The sequence below is a fragment of the Actinokineospora sp. UTMC 2448 genome, from assembly GCF_024760565.1.
GTDB classification, from domain to species: Bacteria; Actinomycetota; Actinomycetes; order Mycobacteriales; family Pseudonocardiaceae; genus Actinokineospora; species Actinokineospora fastidiosa.
In genome coordinates, this window is record NZ_CP031087.1 from 6,047,265 (window position 1) to 6,064,558 (window position 17,294).

15 protein-coding genes are annotated in these 17,294 nt (G+C 74.6%); 2 read left to right on the top strand and 13 right to left on the bottom strand.

Features of this window, described 5'->3' with window-relative positions; all coding sequences use genetic code 11:
* Nucleotides 1-3: 3 nt before the first annotated feature.
* From mtrA to ahcY, 4 genes are all read right to left on the bottom strand, one after another.
* Nucleotides 4-681, bottom strand: coding sequence for an MtrAB system response regulator MtrA (gene mtrA, locus Actkin_RS27580; protein ID WP_189209810.1), 678 nt, complete (start codon nucleotides 679-681; stop codon nucleotides 4-6).
* Nucleotides 682-731: 50 nt separating this feature from the next.
* On the bottom strand, nucleotides 732-1,361 hold the full coding sequence (locus Actkin_RS27585; protein ID WP_189209809.1) for a dTMP kinase: 630 nt from the start codon (nucleotides 1,359-1,361) through the stop codon (nucleotides 732-734).
* 42 nt (nucleotides 1,362-1,403) lie between these two features.
* The gene (locus tag Actkin_RS27590; protein WP_258904799.1) at nucleotides 1,404-2,159 is read right to left on the bottom strand and encodes a lantibiotic dehydratase C-terminal domain-containing protein; all 756 of its coding nucleotides are present in this window, start codon (nucleotides 2,157-2,159) and stop codon (nucleotides 1,404-1,406) included.
* A 356-nt stretch (nucleotides 2,160-2,515) separates the two neighbouring features.
* Nucleotides 2,516-3,994 carry an adenosylhomocysteinase gene (ahcY, locus tag Actkin_RS27595; RefSeq protein ID WP_258904800.1) on the bottom strand — a complete coding sequence of 493 codons (1,479 nt, stop codon included), beginning with the start codon at nucleotides 3,992-3,994 and terminating at the stop codon, nucleotides 2,516-2,518.
* Between the two features lie 108 nt (nucleotides 3,995-4,102).
* Between ahcY and Actkin_RS27600 the strand changes: the two genes are divergently transcribed.
* Nucleotides 4,103-6,421, top strand: a complete 2,319-nt coding sequence (locus Actkin_RS27600) for a hypothetical protein (RefSeq protein ID WP_258904801.1) — start codon at nucleotides 4,103-4,105, stop codon at nucleotides 6,419-6,421.
* On the opposite strand, the gene Actkin_RS27605 is transcribed toward Actkin_RS27600, so the two are convergent.
* The 8 genes from Actkin_RS27605 to Actkin_RS27640 form a co-directional block, all read right to left on the bottom strand.
* Nucleotides 6,418-7,635 carry a glutamate mutase L gene (locus Actkin_RS27605; RefSeq protein ID WP_396122896.1) on the bottom strand — a complete coding sequence of 406 codons (1,218 nt, stop codon included), beginning with the start codon at nucleotides 7,633-7,635 and terminating at the stop codon, nucleotides 6,418-6,420. The genes Actkin_RS27600 and Actkin_RS27605 overlap by 4 nt on opposite strands.
* A 72-nt stretch (nucleotides 7,636-7,707) precedes the next feature.
* On the bottom strand, nucleotides 7,708-7,923 hold the full coding sequence (locus Actkin_RS27610) for a hypothetical protein (RefSeq protein WP_189209805.1): 216 nt from the start codon (nucleotides 7,921-7,923) through the stop codon (nucleotides 7,708-7,710).
* A 53-nt stretch (nucleotides 7,924-7,976) separates the two neighbouring features.
* Nucleotides 7,977-8,903, bottom strand: a complete 927-nt coding sequence (locus Actkin_RS27615; protein WP_189209804.1) for a cation diffusion facilitator family transporter — start codon at nucleotides 8,901-8,903, stop codon at nucleotides 7,977-7,979.
* 67 nt (nucleotides 8,904-8,970) lie between these two features.
* A complete protein-coding gene (gene manA / locus Actkin_RS27620; RefSeq protein ID WP_258904802.1) occupies nucleotides 8,971-10,179 on the bottom strand; it encodes a mannose-6-phosphate isomerase, class I in 1,209 nt (402 codons plus the stop codon).
* Between the two features lie 16 nt (nucleotides 10,180-10,195).
* Nucleotides 10,196-11,293, bottom strand: coding sequence for an SIS domain-containing protein (locus Actkin_RS27625; protein ID WP_189209802.1), 1,098 nt, complete (start codon nucleotides 11,291-11,293; stop codon nucleotides 10,196-10,198).
* Nucleotides 11,290-11,487 carry a Trm112 family protein gene (locus Actkin_RS27630; RefSeq protein WP_258904803.1) on the bottom strand — a complete coding sequence of 66 codons (198 nt, stop codon included), beginning with the start codon at nucleotides 11,485-11,487 and terminating at the stop codon, nucleotides 11,290-11,292. The genes Actkin_RS27625 and Actkin_RS27630 overlap by 4 nt, the downstream gene beginning before the upstream one ends.
* 109 nt (nucleotides 11,488-11,596) lie before the next feature.
* On the bottom strand, nucleotides 11,597-12,946 hold the full coding sequence (locus Actkin_RS27635; RefSeq protein WP_189209800.1) for a phosphomannomutase/phosphoglucomutase: 1,350 nt from the start codon (nucleotides 12,944-12,946) through the stop codon (nucleotides 11,597-11,599).
* A gap of 58 nt (nucleotides 12,947-13,004) precedes the next feature.
* Nucleotides 13,005-13,364: a DUF3499 domain-containing protein gene (locus tag Actkin_RS27640; RefSeq protein WP_189209799.1), complete on the bottom strand. Its 360-nt coding sequence runs from the start codon at nucleotides 13,362-13,364 to the stop codon at nucleotides 13,005-13,007.
* A gap of 108 nt (nucleotides 13,365-13,472) precedes the next feature.
* Here Actkin_RS27640 and Actkin_RS27645 point away from each other — a divergent pair, with 108 nt between their 5' ends.
* Nucleotides 13,473-13,937: a metallopeptidase family protein gene (locus Actkin_RS27645; protein WP_189209798.1), complete on the top strand. Its 465-nt coding sequence runs from the start codon at nucleotides 13,473-13,475 to the stop codon at nucleotides 13,935-13,937.
* Here Actkin_RS27645 and Actkin_RS27650 read toward each other — a convergent pair.
* Nucleotides 13,934-17,275, bottom strand: coding sequence for a glycosyltransferase family 2 protein (locus tag Actkin_RS27650; RefSeq protein WP_189209797.1), 3,342 nt, complete (start codon nucleotides 17,273-17,275; stop codon nucleotides 13,934-13,936). The genes Actkin_RS27645 and Actkin_RS27650 overlap by 4 nt on opposite strands.
* Nucleotides 17,276-17,294 lie beyond the last annotated feature (19 nt).

Genomic DNA, 17,294 nt, shown 5'->3' on the forward strand with positions numbered 1-17,294 from the left:
CCATCACGGCGGGCCCGCCTTGTACCCGACCCCGCGGACCGTCAGCACCACCTCGGGGTGCTCGGGGTCGCGCTCGACCTTGGACCGCAGCCGCTGCACGTGCACGTTGACCAGCCGGGTGTCGGCCGCGTGGCGGTAGCCCCAGACCTGCTCCAGCAGCACCTCGCGGGTGAACACCTGGCGCGGCTTGCGGGCCAGCGCGACCAGCAGGTCGAACTCCAGCGGGGTGAGCTGGATGGCCTTGCCGTCGCGGGTGACCTCGTGCCCGGGCACGTCGATGGTGAGGTCGCCGATGGCCAGCACCTCGGCGGGCTCGGACTCGGTGCGGCGCAGCCGGGCGCGCACGCGGGCGACGAGCTCCTTGGGCTTGAACGGCTTGACCACGTAGTCGTCCGCGCCGGACTCCAGGCCCAGCACGATGTCGACGGTGTCGCTCTTGGCCGTCAGCATGACGATCGGCACGCCGGACTCGCCCCGGATGGCCTTGCAGACGTCGATGCCGTTCATCCCGGGCAGCATCAGGTCCAGCAGGACCAGATCCGGTTTCAGCTCGCGCAGCGCGGGCAGCGCCCGGGAGCCGTCGCCCACCACCGCGGTGTCGAAGCCTTCGCCGCGCAGCACGATGGTCAGCATCTCGGCCAGGGCGGGGTCGTCGTCCACAACCAGCACACGTGCCTTCATGGAGACATATTCGCACTGGTGGGCGCGGGCGTGTCGACCGCCCGTGCGGATCAGCCCAGCAGGGCCGCGGCGAGCGCGACGGCGTCGGCCCCGTCCACCGCGTGCCACGGCGACAGCCAGTGCTCGGCCGCGAGCTGGTCGTAGACGGCCGCGCAGCGGGCCTGCAGGCCGCCGTCGACCTCCCAGGTGTCCCGGGTCTGCGCCTCGGTGCTCTCCCGGCCCTGGGTGCGCTCGGCGGCCACCTCGGGGGCCACGCGCAGCAGCACCTGGGCGGTCGGCACGGGCAGGCCGAACCGCTCGATCTCGATGGCGCGGACCCACTCGACGAAGGCGCCGTGGGCGTCCTCGTGCAGGCGGGCGGCTCCGTAGGCGGCGTTGGAGGCGACGTAGCGGTCGAGCAGGACGACGTCGTGGGCCCCGAGGTCGGCCAGCAGGTCGTCGCGGGCGCCGAGGCGGTCGAGGGCGTAGAGCACGCCCATGCCGTAGACCTCGTCGCCGAGGCCGCCGAGCCTGCCGTAGAGGCCGTCGCGCACCAGGTCGGCGGTCACCGAGCGGCCGTACCGGGGGAAGGCGTGCACCACGACGCTCGCGCCGTGGTCGGCGAACGCGGCGACGAGCTTGTCCGACAGCGTGCGCTTGCCCGCGCCGTCCAGCCCCTCGATCACGATGAGTCGACCCACGCCGCAACCCTAGTGTCCCGGCACGGGCGTGTTCCTCGGCGGCTAGACCGCCGTCGCCAGGTCCAGGTACAGCGGGTCGGCGGCGAACGGGTCGCGGACGGCCAGGGCGCCCGCGGTGCGGGCGCACAGGGCGCGGATCTCGGCGGGCGTGAGGCCGAGTCGGTTGAGCAGGCGGGCCAGCTGCTCGCGCCACACGCCGAGCCAGTCGCCGGTGGGCGCGGCCTCGGCCTGCCCCTCGGCCGCGCGCCGGGCGCGGCGCACCGCGTTGGTCCAGCGGACGATGGCGTGGTCGCGGGTGCGGGCCAGGCGGTCCCAGCGCACGTCCAGCGCGGCCCCGGCGGGCGGGCCGCCGCCGAGCCACGCCGCGGTGGCCGGGCGGTCCATGCGCAGGGCGTGCGCGGTCGCCATGATCAGCTCGGTCGCGGCGGTGAGCTTGGCGTCGCCTGCGGCCAGGGTGGTCACGGCCAGCTCGGTGCCACGGCAGAACACGTCCTCGGCGGGGGCGGCAGGCCCGAGCCGGTCCTGGTCGACGCCGTGCTCGGCCTCGGCGACGTCGGCGGCCACCCGGGCGAGGTCGGCGCGCAGCGACTGGACGGTGCACCAGTCGGCCCCGCGCAGGCCCACGACCAGGACGTCGTCGGCGCGCTGGTAGTACCAGTCGGCGAGGTGGCCCGCCATGCGCCTGCCGTCGAGCAGGGGACGGGCGTGGTCGACGATGAAGCGGTCGAGGTCGTCGGCGCGGCACTGCACGGCGGACCATGACCGGGTGCGCGGCAGGGGTGCTGCGGTGCGGGTCATCCGATCTCCTCCTTCACCGTCCGTCCAGTTGGGACGGACGCACGGAGCGGTACCCCAGCCATGATGTCCCCCCGGGCTGACGGGCACCTGACTCACGCCGGGACAGGACCGAACCATCACATCGATGTGCCCGCGGTCACATCTCCCGGCATGCGCAAGCCCGCCGCGGGCGGCGGCTCCCCCAACCGTCGCCCGCGGCGGCAGCCCACCCCCCGGGGCGGTCCGCGGTCCGGCACGCCCCTGCGCGCACCGGAACTATGCAAGTTCGTCCATAAGACCGATCTTGTTACCACTATGAGACGTACATCACAAACAAAACGGCCCCGCCGAAGCGGGGCCGTCTCGGGTCGTGCGGGTCAGTACCGGTAGTGCTCCGGCTTGAACGGACCCTCCGGGTCCACGCCGATGTACTCCGCCTGGTCCTTGCTCAGCTTGGTGATCGTGCCGCCGAGCGCCTCCACGTGGATGCGGGCGACCTTCTCGTCCAGCTTCTTGGGCAGGCGGTAGACCTCGTTGTCGTACTCCTCGTGCTTGGTGAACAGCTCCACCTGGGCGATGACCTGGTTGGAGAAGCTGTTCGACATCACGAACGACGGGTGGCCGGTGGCGTTGCCCAGGTTCATCAGGCGGCCCTCGGACAGCACGATGATCGAGTGCCCGTCCGGGAACACCCACTCGTCGACCTGCGGCTTGATGTTGATCCGCCGGATGCCGGGCACGCGGGCCAGGCCCGCCATGTCCAGCTCGTTGTCGAAGTGGCCGACGTTGCCCAGGATCGCCTGGTGCTTCATGCGGGCCATGTGGTCGGCGGTCACCACGTCCTTGTTGCCCGTGGTGGTGATGACGATGTCGGCCTGCTCGATGATCTCGTCGAGCGAGCGCACCTCGTAGCCGTCCATCTGGGCCTGCAGCGCGCAGATCGGGTCGATCTCGGTGACGACGACGCGCCCGCCCTGCCCGCGCAGCGACTCAGCCGAGCCCTTGCCGACGTCGCCGTAGCCGCACACCACCGCGACCTTGCCCGCGATGAGCACGTCGGTGCCCCGGTTGATGCCGTCGATGAGCGAGTGCCGGATCCCGTAGCGGTTGTCGAACTTCGACTTGGTGACCGAGTCGTTGACGTTGATCGCCGGGAACAGCAGCTCGCCTGCGGCGGCGAGCTGGTACAGCCGCAGCACGCCGGTCGTGGTCTCCTCGGTGACGCCGCGGATGTTGTCGGCGACCTTGGTCCACTTGCCCGAATCGGCGGCGAGCGAGGCCCGCAGCGTCTCCAGGATGATCTTCCACTCCTCGGAGTCGTTGTCCTCCGGCGACGGCACGACACCGGCCTTCTCGTACTGCACGCCCTTGTGGACCAGCAGCGTGGCGTCACCGCCGTCGTCGAGGATCATGTTCGGGCCCGCGCCGTCGGGCCAGGTCATCATCTGCTCGGTGGCCCACCAGTACTCCTCGAGCGTCTCGCCCTTCCACGCGAACACCGGGACGCCCTTGGGCTCCTCCTCGGTGCCGTGCGGGCCCACGACCACGGCGGCGGCCGCGTGGTCCTGGGTGGAGAAGATGTTGCAGGAACACCAGCGCACCTCGGCGCCGAGCGCGACCAGGGTCTCGATCAGCACCGCGGTCTGCACGGTCATGTGCAGCGATCCGGAGATGCGCGCGCCCTTGAGCGGGTAGACCTCGGCGTACTCGCGGCGCAGCGCCATCAGACCCGGCATCTCGTGCTCGGCCAGCCGGATCTCCTTGCGGCCGAACTCGGCCAGGGTCAGGTCCGCCACCGCGAAATCGATGCCATTGCGGGTCTGCTTGAAGCGCTCCCGCGTGTCTTCAGCGGTCATCAGGTGATTCCTCCAGACTGTGGTTCCCTGGGAGACAGTACCGCCGCGGATGCCCGACGGACCTCGCCGAACGGGCGGATTCGCCGAGGGGACACGATCGGAGATGCCGTGCTGCCCACCGGTTCGGACACGCGCGTGGTCGAGCTGCGCGTGCACGGGATGATGGGCACGACCCCCGAGTCGCTGGTCTCCGCGGTGGCCGCGGTGGATGTCGCGGGCGACGGCCTGGGGCGCGTGGTGCGGCCCGCCGACCGGCTGCTGCGGCCCGCTCCCGGGCCCGTGCTGCGCGCGGAGGGCCGCTCGGTGCCGCGCGTGGTCGAGGGCTACGTGTGGGGCGCGATGACCTCCGGCGGCTGGGCGAAGGCGACCTGGGCGCTGCTGTTCCCGTTCGCCCTGGCCAACATGGCGCACTGGATGCTGCCGCCGGCCCCCCGGGGGCACCGGCCCGCGCGGCTGCTCGGCGGCGTGCTGCGCGCGCTGCTGCGGCTGGCGGCGCTGCTGTTGACCGTGTTGTTCGTGGTGCAGGCGACGGTCGTAACCTATGACCTGCTGGCCGTGCAGTGCCTCGCGCCCGGGGCGGACTGCCTCGGCTGGGTGCCGGACTGGCTGCGCCGGGCGTACCCGTTCCGGCAGGCGGTGTCCGTGGTGCCGGTGCTGCTGCTGGTCCTGGTGTTGCACCGGGTGTCGTGCGTGGCGTGGGAGACGCCGTCGGTGCCGAACCCGCCGGAGGCGCCGCCGAACGTCCGGGTCGACCTGCCCGGGCGCAACCTCGTCGCCGACCCGGACACCCCGGCGCTGCGCACGCTGCACCTGGTCGCGGCGCTGGCGGCGGTGGCGCTCGCGCTGGGCGGGCCGTTCGCCGCCCCGGACCCGGTGCGCGCGTTCGTGCCGTGGGTGGTCGCGTTGGCGCTGTTGGGCGTGTGCGTGGCGGGGACGCTGCTGCTCGACGACCCGCGCGGGGTGACGCCCGGCCGCGGCGGGCGGTGGCTGCGCGCGGCGTTCGGGCACGTGCCCGGGCGCGTGCTCGAAGTGCTCGGCGTGCTCGCGGTGCTGGCCGCCGCGGGCGCGGTGGACCCCGTGCCCGCCGTGCCGAGGGGCACCGGCATCACCGTGGACACGGTCGCGGCGGCGTTGATCGTGGTGATCGTGCTGTTCGGGGTGCTGCTGGCGCCCGCGGCGCTGTTCGCCCGGCGCACCTGGCGGGAGCTGCCGCGCGGGCTGCGGCCGTGGGCGGGCGGGTGGATGGCCGCGCCCGTGATCGCGGTCGCAGGCCTGCTGGGCGGCGGCTTCGGCGCCGGCCTGGCGATCACGCTGCGGACGGTGATCGGGTTCGACGCGATGAACCTGCCGCCGGGGTACACGTCGGTGACCCTGCTGTGGGGCGCGGGCGGGGTGCTGGCCATCGCCGTCGCGATCCCGAGCCTGGCCGTCGCCGCCGTGCGGCTGCTGCGCGGCGGGCACACCGCGGAGGCCGACCTGCTCGGCGCGGACGACGAGGCGCGCCGGGCGTGGCGGCTGGCCGACTGGCAGCGCCGCAACCTGCACCGGATCGTGCTGGCCTCGGCGGCGTTCCTGGCCGCGGGCACGGTGGTCGCGGTCACGATGCGCCTGCTCGGCCGGGAGTTCGCGCCGTGGCTGGCGCCGTTCAGCGCCATGGGCGTGCTCGCACTGGGCCTGCTGGCGGGCTCGCTGCTGCGGGCGGTGCAGAACGCCGCGCGCGAACCGGAGGCAGGCAGGCGGCTGGGGATCCTGGCGGACCTGGCGTGCTTCTGGCCGCGCGAGGCGCATCCGGCGGTGCCGCCGTGCTACGCGCTGAAGGTCGTCCCGGAGCTGGCGACGCGCGCCGCGGAGCACCTGCGCGACCCGCAGACGCGCGTCGTGCTGACCGGGCACAGCCAGGGCAGCCTGCTGGTCGTCGTGGCCGCGGCGCGGATGCTGGACTCGGTGAACGAGCCGGAGCGGCTGCGGCTGGGCCTGGTGACCGTGGGCTCGCAGGTCCAGTGGGCGTACCTGCGCGCGTTCCCGTCGGTGGTGCCGTTCCCGGCCCTGGCCGCGACGGCGGCGGGCTTCGGCACCCGCTGGCGCTCGCTCTGCCGGGGCACGGACCCGATGGGCGGCGCGGTCCTCACCTGGAACCGGCAGGCGGTTGACGGCAAACTGCTGGGCACCGGCCTGCGCCCGGACGGCACCGTCGGCCCGCTGCCCGCCGCCGTCCGCTCCCCCACCGACGCCCTGGTCCTCGGCGCCGACCACTGGCTCCCCGACCCGATGCACGGGCCCTTCCCCGGCCGCCGCTGGTCGCCGGGGGTGCAGGCGGGCAAGAACTACACCGCCGACCCGGAATGGGACCGCGCCGTGGCCATGGCCGCTGGCCTCGACCCGGACGACGTCGGCGGCCTCCCCTGGCCGACCCGCAGGCTCGTCTAGCCCGCCACCCGCCCGACCAGGGCGTCCGCCGCGGCGACGTGGCCCGCGTCGGCCAGCAGGCCCGCGGGGGCGAGGACGTAGTCGCGGTCGACCGTCACCGTGGCGTTGCGCAGCACCGGGCGCACCACCGGGTCGTCGCGGAGGGCGGCCTCGACCGGGGCCAGGTCGGGCGCGTGCCGGAAGACGCCGCCGGAGAGGACCAGGACGCCGACGCCTCGGGGACCGAAGTCGTTGTCGACCAGGCGCAGATGGCGGCGGACGGCCAGGATCGCGGCCAGGGACGCCAGGCGCAGGTCGGCCTCGGCCTCGGCTGGCGCGTCCGGGACGTAGTCCACATCGGACGCGCACCGCCGGGCGTACGCCTCCAGGTCGCCGACGGGAAGCCGCTCCGCCAGCGCCTCGGCGACCACGCCGGGTGCCGACCACCGCATGCCGATGTCGCCCTCCACCGTGCGCCGGTCGGACGGCAGGGCCACCGTGCGCCCCGAGCCGTCCACATCGGACACCGCCGAGTACACGTCCGTTGTCGCCCCGCCCACGTCCACCACGACGACCGCGCCCGCCTCCTCCGAGGCGCGGACGGCGGCCAGCCGGGTCACCCCGGCCAGGACCGCGTCGGGGGTGACCGTGCGGACCAGCCTGCGGAAGCGCGGACCCCGGGAGAGGCCCTTGCCGCCGATGACGTGATCGAGGAACACCGACCGGATCGCCGCGCGGGCCGGGGCCGGGGCCAGTTCGCCGACGTCGGGCAGGACGTTGGCCGTCGGGACGACCACCCGGCCCGCCAGCAGGTCCAGCGCGGACGGACGGGCAGCGCTGTTGCCCGCCAGCACGATCGGCACCCGGATGCGGTTGGCCCCGAGCCTGCGGGCGTTGTGCAGCAGCACGCGCTCGTCGCCGCCGTCGGTGCCGCCGACCAGCAGCACGACATCCGGCCGGGCCGCGCGCAGGTCGCGCACCCCGGACCCGTCGAGCATCCCGGACGAGACGTGCACGACCTTCGCCCCGGCCGACAGCGCCACCCGGTGGCCCGCCTCCGCGCTCACCAGCCGTTCGTGGCCGACCACGGCAAGGCGGAGGCCGCCGCCCGCCGACGAGCAGGCCAGGATCGGGGCGTCGCCCAGCGCGGCCGCGACCGCGCCGATGCCGTCGAGCACCTCCGGCGGGGTCGTGCGGTGCTGCGCCGTGCCCAGCAGGACGCCGTCGGACGACACCAAGGCGCCCTTCGTCCATGTAGACCCGACGTCAACGCACAGCCACGACACGCAGCAGAGGCTAGCGCCCGCTCACGCTGTCACGTACGGGCGCACCAGCGACGGCGGGAACTCGAGCTCGTCGGAGAAGCGGATCTCGTCGGAGAACCCGCACCACCGGCAGCGGTGCGGGGCTGGCTTGGGAACGGGCCTGGGCACGTCGTCGGCCATCGCCCGGGAGTAGCGCATCAGGTGCGCGATGGCGAAGACGATGGACAGGACGCCGAAGGAGACCATCAGGGGGATCATGGCCGAAGTCTGTCGAACTGCTGTCCATCGAACAATTCATCGATAAGGTGACCCTAATCGGTGACGACCGATGACTCCCGGTACAGGTCCGGCTCCAGGTAGATCAGCCGCGCGGCGGGAACGGCCGCGCGCACCCGCGCCTCGGCGTCGTCGATCGCCTCGGCCACCCCGCCCACGTCCAAACCGGACACCAGCTCGACCTTCGCCGCGACCAGCAGCTCCTCCGGGCCGACGTACTGCGTGCGGATGTGGATGACCCGCTGCACCTTGCCGGTGGCCAGCTTGTCGGTGATGGTGCGCAGCTCGGCCTCGGTCGCGCCCTCGCCGATCAGCAGCGACTTCATCTCGATGATGAGGATGATCGCGATGATGCCCAGCAGCACGCCGATGGCCAGGGTGCCGATCGAGTCCCACACCGGGTCGCCGGTGATCGTGGCCAGTCCGACGCCCACGAGGGCGAAGACCAGGCCGAACAGCGCGCCCGCGTCCTCCAGCAGCACGACCGGCAGCTCCGGGGTGCGCGAGTGGCGGATGAAGCCCCACCAGGTGGCGTCGCCCTTGACCTTCCTCGACTCGATGATGGCGGTGCGGAAGGAGAAGGTCTCCAGCACGATCGCCACCACCAGGATGACGACCGCCACCAGCGGGGACTTCAGGTCCTCCGGGTGGGTGAGCTTGTGGATGCCCTCGTACAGCGCGAAGACCGAGCCGAGGCTGAACAGCAGCAGCGCGACGACGAACGACCAGAAGTACCGGTCGCGGCCGAAGCCGAACGGGTGCTCCTTGGTGGCCTTGCGCTGCGAGGTCTTCTGGCCCAGCAGCAGCAGCCCCTGGTTCGACGTGTCGGCCACCGAGTGCACCGACTCGGCCAGCATCGACGACGACCCGGTGATCAGGAAGCCGATGAACTTGGACACGGCGATGCCGGCGTTGGCGAACAACGCGGCGAGGATCGCCTTGGTGCTTCCCCCTGCGGCCACGGCTACTCCTAAGGGACTGGAGCCGACTTATCGGACGGAAGCCTAGAGGTTCACGGCCCGCCGCGTGCTACGAACCTACGGTCGCGACGAACACCTGGCAGGCCGTGCCCGACACCGGGCGCGCGAGCGGCGCGGGGTCGGCGGCGCACAGCCAGGCCGACGAGCCGCGGGTGACGATGAGCGTGGTCCCGCCGCACTCGACCTCGACGGCTCCGTCGGTGCACACCAGGATGCGCGGCGCGGGCCCGCCCAGGGCCACGGTCTCGTCCTCGCCCTCGGCCCAGTCCACGCGGGACAGCTCGAACTCGGGCGCGTCCGTGCGGTACACCCGCACGCGCCCGGACTCCGTGCCGGAGTTCACCGGCATGGGGCCGCAGCGGAAGTCGAGCACGCGCAGCAGCTCCGGCACGTCCACGTGCTTGGGGGTGAGCCCGCCGCGCAGGATGTTGTCGGAGTTGGCCAGGATCTCCACTGCCGTGCCGTGCAGGTAGGCGTGCAGATTGCCCGCGGGCAGGTAGATCGCCTCGCCGGGGCCGAGGACCAGCCGGTTGAGCAGCAGCGCGGCCAGCACGCCAGCGTCCCCGGGGTAGCGCTCGGCCAGCTCCAGGACCGTGCGGCACTCCAGGCTGAACTCGCCGTGGTCCTTGACGTGCAGCACGCACGCCTCGAGCAGGTCGGGCATGAGCGCCTGCAGCGCCGTGGACGGCAGCGTGATCCAGGTGGTGAACAGCGCGCGGAGGCCGTCGCTGTCCGGCTGGCCCGCGAGCAGGTCGATGTGCGGGGACAGGCCGGGCGTGCGCACGGCGTCGAGCAGCTCGACCGTGCGGTGCGGGTCGCGGAACCCGGCCAGCGCGTGGAACTCCGTCAGGGCGCAGACCAGCTCGGGCTTGGCCGTGGGGTCCGGGTAGTTGCGGTGCGCGGCGTCGCGCGGGATGCCCAGCGCCTCCTCGCGCGCCCAGCCCTCGGCTGCCTGCTCGGCCGACGGGTGGGCCTGCATGCTCAGCGGCTCCTCGGCGGCGAGGATCTTGAGCAGGAACGGCAGGCGGTTGCCCCAGCGCCGCGCGGTCGGGGCGCCGAGCTGGCCCTCGGGGTCGGCGTCGATGCGCTCCAGGAGCGTGCACCCGGCGTCGATCAGCACCGACGGGTCGCCGGGGTGGCTGCCCATCCACAGCTCCGCCTGCGGGTGCGGGGCGGGCACGGGCAGGCCGAGCAGCTCGGCGATGGTCGTGCGCGACCCCCAGGCATACGGGCGCACCGCATTGCGCAACAACTCCACTTGCCTACTCCCTAACTCACGCGTTCGCCGGGGCGTAGCGCCCCGAGCCCCCCGTGGTGCCCGCTGCCAACCCCAGGTACAGGGCGGCCAGTTCAAAGCGCAGCGCCAGCACCGCGGCCCCGATCGGCTCGGGGACGCCGAGCTCCTGCCCGGGAGCGAGCACGTCGACGGCGGGCAGCACCTGGGCGGCCTGGTGGCGCACCGGGTCGCCGGGGGTGCTGCGCACCGCCAACAGCAGTGTGCGCGGCGCGACGACGGCGGGGAAGCCGTCGCCGTCGTCGGGGTCGGCGAAGATGTCGCGGCCCGCCGCGGCGCGCACGGCGGCGCGGTGCAGCGCTGTGCGGCTGGCCGCCTGCTGGTAGTCGGCCACGTCGCAGGGCAGGTCGGTGTGCGTGGACAGCACCTGCGCGGCGTGCCGGGCGACGCCGGTGGCGACCTCGTCCAGCCCCCACAGCAGCGGGATGTGCTCGGCCACCCGCAGCGCCAGCGACTTGGCCGGGTTGACGAACGTCTCGTGCTGCATGTGGCAGCGCTCGGCCTCGCGGTCGAGTTCGTCGGCCAGCGCGTCGGTGTCGACCTGGAGCAGGCCGAGCGCGCGCAGGGCGAGCAGGCCCGCGGTGTAGGCGGCGGCGAAGGAGAAGCCGGGCGGCACGGTCACCCTGGGCCGCAGGTGCACGGCCTGGCCCGCGGCGGCGGCGGCCACCGGCCCGTCGGCGGGCGCGGTCAGCACGACGGTCGCGCCGCGGCGGCAGGCGCGGTCGACGGACTCGGCCAGCACGGTGTCGCCCGGGTCGTCGGTGTGCGCGATGACGACGTCCAGCGCGTTCACCCAGACCGGGACGCGCTCGGCCACCACGAGGGGGACCGGGCACGCGGGGCCGGTCAGCGCGCTCAGCAGCTCGCACACCGCGGGCGACAGGCCGGGCCTGCAGATCAGCACGACGGCGCGCGGGCGCTCGCCCTCCAGCCGGGACAGCCCGGCGTCGGCGGCCGCCTCGACGGTCGCGCGCACCTGGGCGCCCGCGCGGGCGGCGGCGCGCAGCAGCCCGTCGGGGTCGGCATCACCGAGCCGGACCGCGTCGTCCAGCAGGGTGTCGTCCGGGAGGGAGGTCACCGGTCTGCGGGCTGCTCTGCCGCGTCGAGCAGCAGCACCGGCACCCCGTCGTCGACGGGGTAGATCCGGCCGCACTCGGTGCAGGTCAGCGCGTCGGCGTCGGGGTCGTCCGGGCGCCCGACGACCAGCGCGGCGTGGTCGTCGGACGGGCACGCCAGGATGTCCAGCAGCTGCGGGTCAAGTTCGACTGCCATCGCGGTCTCCTCCTCGATGTCCAGTGTCTCAGGCACGGCGTTCTCGGCGCGGTGTCGATCAGCGGGTGCGGATCGGCGGGTGCGGATCCGCGCGGTGTCGTCCCCCGCCTCAGGCGCGGACGATCGCGAGCACCTCGTCGCGCAGCGCGGCGACCGCGGCGTCGTCCCCGGCCTCGACGTTGAGCCGCAGCAGCGGCTCGGTGTTGGAGGCCCGCAGGTTGAACCACGACCCGTCCGGCAGCGCGACGGTGAGCCCGTCCAGCTCGTCGAGCTCGACGCCGTCGCGGGAGCCGAACTCGGCCTTGATCGCGTCGATGCGGTCCTGCTGGTCGGCCACCGTGGAGTTGATCTCGCCGGAGGCGGCGTAGCGGGCGTAGTCGCGGGTCAGCTCGGACAGCGGCCCGTCCTGCTCGCCGAGGGCGGCCAGCACGTGCAGCGCGGCGAGCATGCCGGTGTCGGCGCGCCAGAAGTCGCGGAAGTAGTAGTGCGCGGAGTGCTCGCCGCCGAAGATCGCGCCGGTGCGGGCCATCTCCTCCTTGATGAAGGAGTGCCCGACGCGGGTGCGGACCGGGACGCCACCGTGCTCGCGGACGATCTCGGGCACCGCGCGGGAGGTGATCAGGTTGTGGATGATCGTGCCGCCGGGGTCCTTGGCCAGCTCGCGCACGGCGACCAGGGCGGTGATCGCGCTGGGCGAGACGGCCTCGCCGCGCTCGTCGATGATGAAGCAGCGGTCGGCGTCGCCGTCGAAGGCCACGCCCGCGTCCGCGCCGGTCTCGCGGACCTTGGCCTGCAGGTCGACGAGGTTCTTCGGGTCCAGCGGGTTGGCCTCGTGGTTGGGGAACGTGCCGTCGAGCTCGAAGTACATCGGGGTGACGTCGATGGGCAGGCCGTCGAACACCGACGGGACCGTGTGGCCGCCCATGCCGTTGCCCGCGTCGACCACGATCCGCAGCGGCCGCGAGCCGGAGAGGTCGACGAGGGTGCGCAGGTAGGCGGCGTAGTCGGCGAGCATGTCCTGCTCGGTGACCTTGCCCTGCGGGCCGTCGGCGTCGGGGGTGCCCGCCTCGACGTCGGCGCGGACCTGGGCCAGGCCGGAGTCCTGGCCGACCGGGGCAGCGCCAGCGCGGCAGAGCTTGATGCCGTTGTACTTGGCCGGGTTGTGGCTGGCGGTGAACATCGCGCCGGGCAGGTCGAGCTTGCCGGAGGCGAAGTAGAGCATGTCGGTGCTGGCCAGGCCGATCGCCACGACGTCGACGCCCTGAGCGGTCACGCCCTCGGCGAAGGCGGCGGCCAGGCCGGGCGATGAGTCGCGCATGTCGTGGCCGATGACGACGGCGGGGCCGCCGACCAGTCGGGCGAAGGCCGCGCCGGTGGCCCGCACCAGCTCGGCGTCGATCTGCTCACCCACCACACCGCGGACGTCGTATGCCTTGAAGACGCCGGACAGGTCGCGCACGTGGTTCTCCCATGGTCGGCTGCGTGTGCCGCATGGAGCCTACCGATTTCGCTACCCGTCAGTCCGATACCGGGTCGGGGAGCACCCGCAAGTGGCCCCGGCGCGGCCCGCTGGGGCCCGGTTCCGGCTCCGGCACCGGGCGGTCGACCCGGCCCGCCTCGCGCACGGCCTCGGCCAGCGCGGTCAGGTCGTCGACGCTGGGCTCGGGCATCGCGAACTCGCCGTCGTGGCGCACGACCTCCCAGCCGCGCGGCACGGTGAGCCGCAGGGCGTGTTCCTCGCAGAGGTCGTAGCTGTGCGGCTCGGCGTAGGTGGCCAGCGGGCCGACGACGGCGGTCGAGTCGGCGTAGGCATAGGTCAACGTCGCGACGGCCGGGTTGATACACCCGGTTCGCGAACACCGACGCACGCTCCGCACGATCGCTGACGATAGCGCTTCGGGGGTGCGCCGCGCCGCAATAGCTCCCGCGACACGCCCCGATGCGGCCATCCGGGGCAGTCGGGGGCGGCCGCTACCCTTCTCGACGTGGTCACCGCCCGACGTTCCCGCCGCTCCCGCGGCCGCCGACACCGCGATCGGCACGGGCGCGGCCTGCGCGGCCCGCTGATCCCGTCCTCGCTGCCCGCGGCGAGCACGCGCGCGGAGAAGTTCGACACGGTGGTGCTGGAGGCCCTGGAGCCGATCGAGGCCCGCTGGCGCACCGAGCTGACGAAACTCGACGTCGCCGTGGACGACGTGCCGGAGGTCCCCGCCGGGGAGACCCCGGACGGCGTGATCGCCGACGCGGGCGTCCCGCTGTCCCGCCTGGTGCGCGCGGGCGTCGACCGCAGGGGCCAGCCCACCAGGGCGCGCGTGGTGCTCTACCGCCGCCCGCTGGAGGCCCGCGCCAAGGACGGCGCCGACCTCGCCGACCTGGTCCACGACGTCCTGGTCGAGCAGATCGCGGCGTACCTGGGCCTTGACCCCGGGGTGGTCGAGGGCGGGGACTAGTCCGGCCGTCGCCCCGGGATCGACGTCAGGACGGTGAACAGGACCATCGCGCCCTGGACCAGGAGCAGGACGCCGCGCAGGGCGGTGGGCTGCTCGACGCGGACCTCGGCGGCGCGGGTGGGCAGGGAGACGGCGACCTGGTGGTCCCAGGCGCGGACCACCGGGACCTGCCTGCCGTCGACGGTGGCGGTCCAGCCGGGTTCCTCGTTGGCGCCCACCACCAGCAGCCTGCCCTCCGGGCCGTCGGAGACGCGGGCGGCGGCCGCGGGCGGGGTGGCGTCGACCGGGACGACGCCCTCGGCGGCGAGCGAGGTCGGCGGGACGCCGCCGGTCACGGCGGTGCGGGCCAGCTCGGGCGACAGCAGCGTCGACGGCCCGGCGGTGAGCTGGACGCGGAAGACCGGCAGCCCGTCGGTGGTCGGCGGGGCGGCGGCCACGAGGTCGCCCGCGGCGGCGGCGAACCCGGCGTCCTCGGGGAGAACGATGAACAGCACGCCAGCGGCCGCCGCCCTGGCGACGGCGGGGCGCACCCGGGCGCCGTCGCCGCTGCGCAGGTCGTCGGCCCAGCGCGCGAGCCGGTCCACGGCGGCGGCGGGCGGCGCGAGGTCGTCGTCACCCAGGGCGGGGAGCCTGCCCGCGGTCAGCCTGGGGTGGCCGTCGAGGGTCAGCACCCAGCGGCGGGTCTGGGCGAGTTCGGCGGTGAGCGAACTCGCCAGGCGGGGCCCGCCGTCGTCGTCCAGCGGTCCGACGGGTCCGGCGACGACGACCCCGGCGGCGAGCGCGCCCAGCGCCGCGACGCCCGCGACGGCCACCGGGCGCACCAGCGAAACGCGTCCCCCGGTGCGGCACAGGCCCATCAGCGCCCACACCAGGCCCCAGCCGACGATCAGCAGCGGCGTGCCCGCCCAGCCGTGCGACGGGGTCAGCCCGCCCAGCGGGGTCATCGGCACCAGCTGGACGAACGCCACGGCGAGCGCGCCCAGCAGGGCGAAGCCCAGCCCCGGCAGCACGCCCCGGTAGGGCCGGAGCACCACGCCGACCAGCACCGCGATGACGAGCAGCGCGCCCAGGTACGGCCACGCGCCCGGCCCGCCCGCGTCCAGCGCCAGCAGCTCGGGCACGCCCACCGGGGGCGTCGGGAGCGGGGCGCCGAGGCCGTGCACGACCACGCCCGGGTGCTGGATGACCACCGCTGGCCACGGCAGCAGCAGCGCGAGCGGCATCAGCACGAGCATGAACAGCGCCGCGCCCCGGCGGCGCCCGTCGCCGGGCACGAGGACGAACCCGCCCAGCGCGACGATGACCAGCACCACGTGCGCCAGCGGCGCGAACGCGCCGATCACGGCCAGCCCGAAGGCAGTCCCGGCCGCGGTCGACAGCCAGCGGCGGGTCGCCCCGGTCCGGGCGAGCAGCGCGATCACCCCGGCGGTGACCAGCGGCAGCAGGATGTGCACGACGACGGCGTCGAGCCTGCCCTGGGCGACCGCGGCCGACGCGGTGGGCAGCAGCGCGTAGCCGGTGGCCAGCAGGGCCCGCACCCAGCGGCGCACGGGCGCGCGCCGGGTGGCCAGGTAGGCCGAGAGCCCGGCCAGCGGCAGGTCGGCGAGCAGCAGCAGCGCCACCGCGGCCTGGGTGCCGCCGACGGGCGCGAGGACCAGGCCGAGCGTGCCGATCACGGCCATGGCCGCAGGCGTGGGCGCGGCGGTCCCGCCCGCGACGCCGTGCCAGGCCGCCAGGTACTCCGCCCACACCGCGCCCAGGTCGCCGACCGGGAGCAGCCGCCCGCCCGCCAAGGCCAGGCCCGCGCGGTCGATGTTGACCACGACGGCGAGCGCGAGCAGCCCGACGGCGAGCAGCAGCGGCGGGGACAGCAGCAGCTGGCGGACGACCCGGCCCCGGTCGACCGACACCAGCACCAGGTCCGGCTCCGGCGGGGGCCCGCTGCCGTCGCGGGGCACCGGGGACGGCCTCGGCTGCGGGCTCGGCCGCAGCCCGGGCGTCTCCTCGACCGGGATGGAGACGGCGACGGCGCTGCTCGGCCGCCGCAGCCCGGCCCGCCGCGGGCGTCCGGCCGCGCCCGCGGGCAGCGCCTCCGGGCCCGCGAGCGGCCTGCGCGTCCCGGGCGTCGGCGGCAGCCAGACGGTGGCGGGGTCGTACTCGACGGGTAGCCTGCCCAGCGCGGCGTCGGCGGCCACGCGCCTGCGCACGAGCGCGGAGACCGCGCCCCGCACCACGTTGCGCAGCCTGGTCGTGCGGCTGGTGAACAGCCCGCGCACCGGCCCGGGCCCGCCGCTGACGGCCCGCGCCCTGCGGCCCGCCCACAGTCCGGCGCGTCCGCTCAGCACATAGGACAGCGCGCGCAGTTCGGCGGCGCTCTCGGTCAGCCGTCGCTGCATGGCGAAGCCGAGCGAGCGCAGCAGGCACAGCGCCGCCAGCCGGGGCACGCCGAGCAGGAACGAGACCAGCCCGCAGTTGACCAGGAACGTGCGCAGGCCCATCGCCCGGTCCAGCGCGGCCTGCCCGGCCAGCCCGTCCACCGCGACGTCGACGCCGCGCAGCTCGGTGGTCATCGCGCGGGCGTGCCGCACGCGCGCGGATGGGACACAGAGGACGATCCGCCCGGACCGGTTGACCCGCCAGCCGAAGTCGATGTCCTCGCGCAGCACCGGCACCGCGCGGTCGAACCCGCCGAGCTCCTGCCAGACGGCGCGCCGCACGAGCATCCCGGCCGAGGACACCGCGAGCACCTCGGTGCTCTGCTCGAACTCCCGGCCCAGCCGCGTCCAGTCCAGTTCGGATGGTCCGATGCCGGTCTGCCGGTGGCCGGAGGCGTCGGTGGACAGGCCCGCGCCGACGACCATCCTCGGGTCGCGCCAGTCGACGGCCAGCGGGCCGAGCACGGCGGCGGACGGGGCGAGGTCGGCTGCGTTGAGCAGGTTGGCCAGGCAGTCCGGGTCGGGCGCGGAATCGTCGTGCAGCAGCCAGATCCAGCCGCCGGGGTCGCCCCAGCGCTCGACGGCGTGGTCGACGGCGGCGTGCACCGCGTCGGTGTAGCCGGTGGACCGGTCCAGGGTGAGCACGCCGTCGAGCACCCGGTCGTCGCCGGTGGCCGCGGCGGCCAGCAGGCCGGGGGTGTCGTCGGCGGACCCGGTGTCGACGGCGATGACGTGCCGGGGCCGGGGGGTGGCGTGGCGCAGCGCCGAGAGCGCCAGCCGCAGCCACTCCGCGCCGTCGTGGCAGACGAGCACGGCCAGCACGGGCACGGTCGTCAGATTCCGAGGATGGGCAGCGCCCGCGGACTCCCTGGTCCTCCCGACCGCACCACGACCGCTCGCCATCGCGGGAACTCTAGATGCC

Excerpts from the sequence above, each read along its gene's own strand:
- mtrA (WP_189209810.1), bottom strand. The coding sequence starts at position 681 with ATGAAGGCACGTGTGCTGGTTGTGGACGACGACCCCGCCCTGGCCGAG.
- Actkin_RS27590 (WP_258904799.1), bottom strand. The coding sequence starts at position 2,159 with ATGACCCGCACCGCAGCACCCCTGCCGCGCACCCGGTCATGGTCCGCC.
- ahcY (WP_258904800.1), bottom strand. The coding sequence starts at position 3,994 with ATGACCGCTGAAGACACGCGGGAGCGCTTCAAGCAGACCCGCAATGGC.
- Actkin_RS27610 (WP_189209805.1), bottom strand. The coding sequence starts at position 7,923 with ATGATCCCCCTGATGGTCTCCTTCGGCGTCCTGTCCATCGTCTTCGCC.
- Actkin_RS27630 (WP_258904803.1), bottom strand. The coding sequence starts at position 11,487 with ATGGCAGTCGAACTTGACCCGCAGCTGCTGGACATCCTGGCGTGCCCG.
- Actkin_RS27650 (WP_189209797.1), bottom strand. The coding sequence starts at position 17,275 with ATGGCGAGCGGTCGTGGTGCGGTCGGGAGGACCAGGGAGTCCGCGGGC.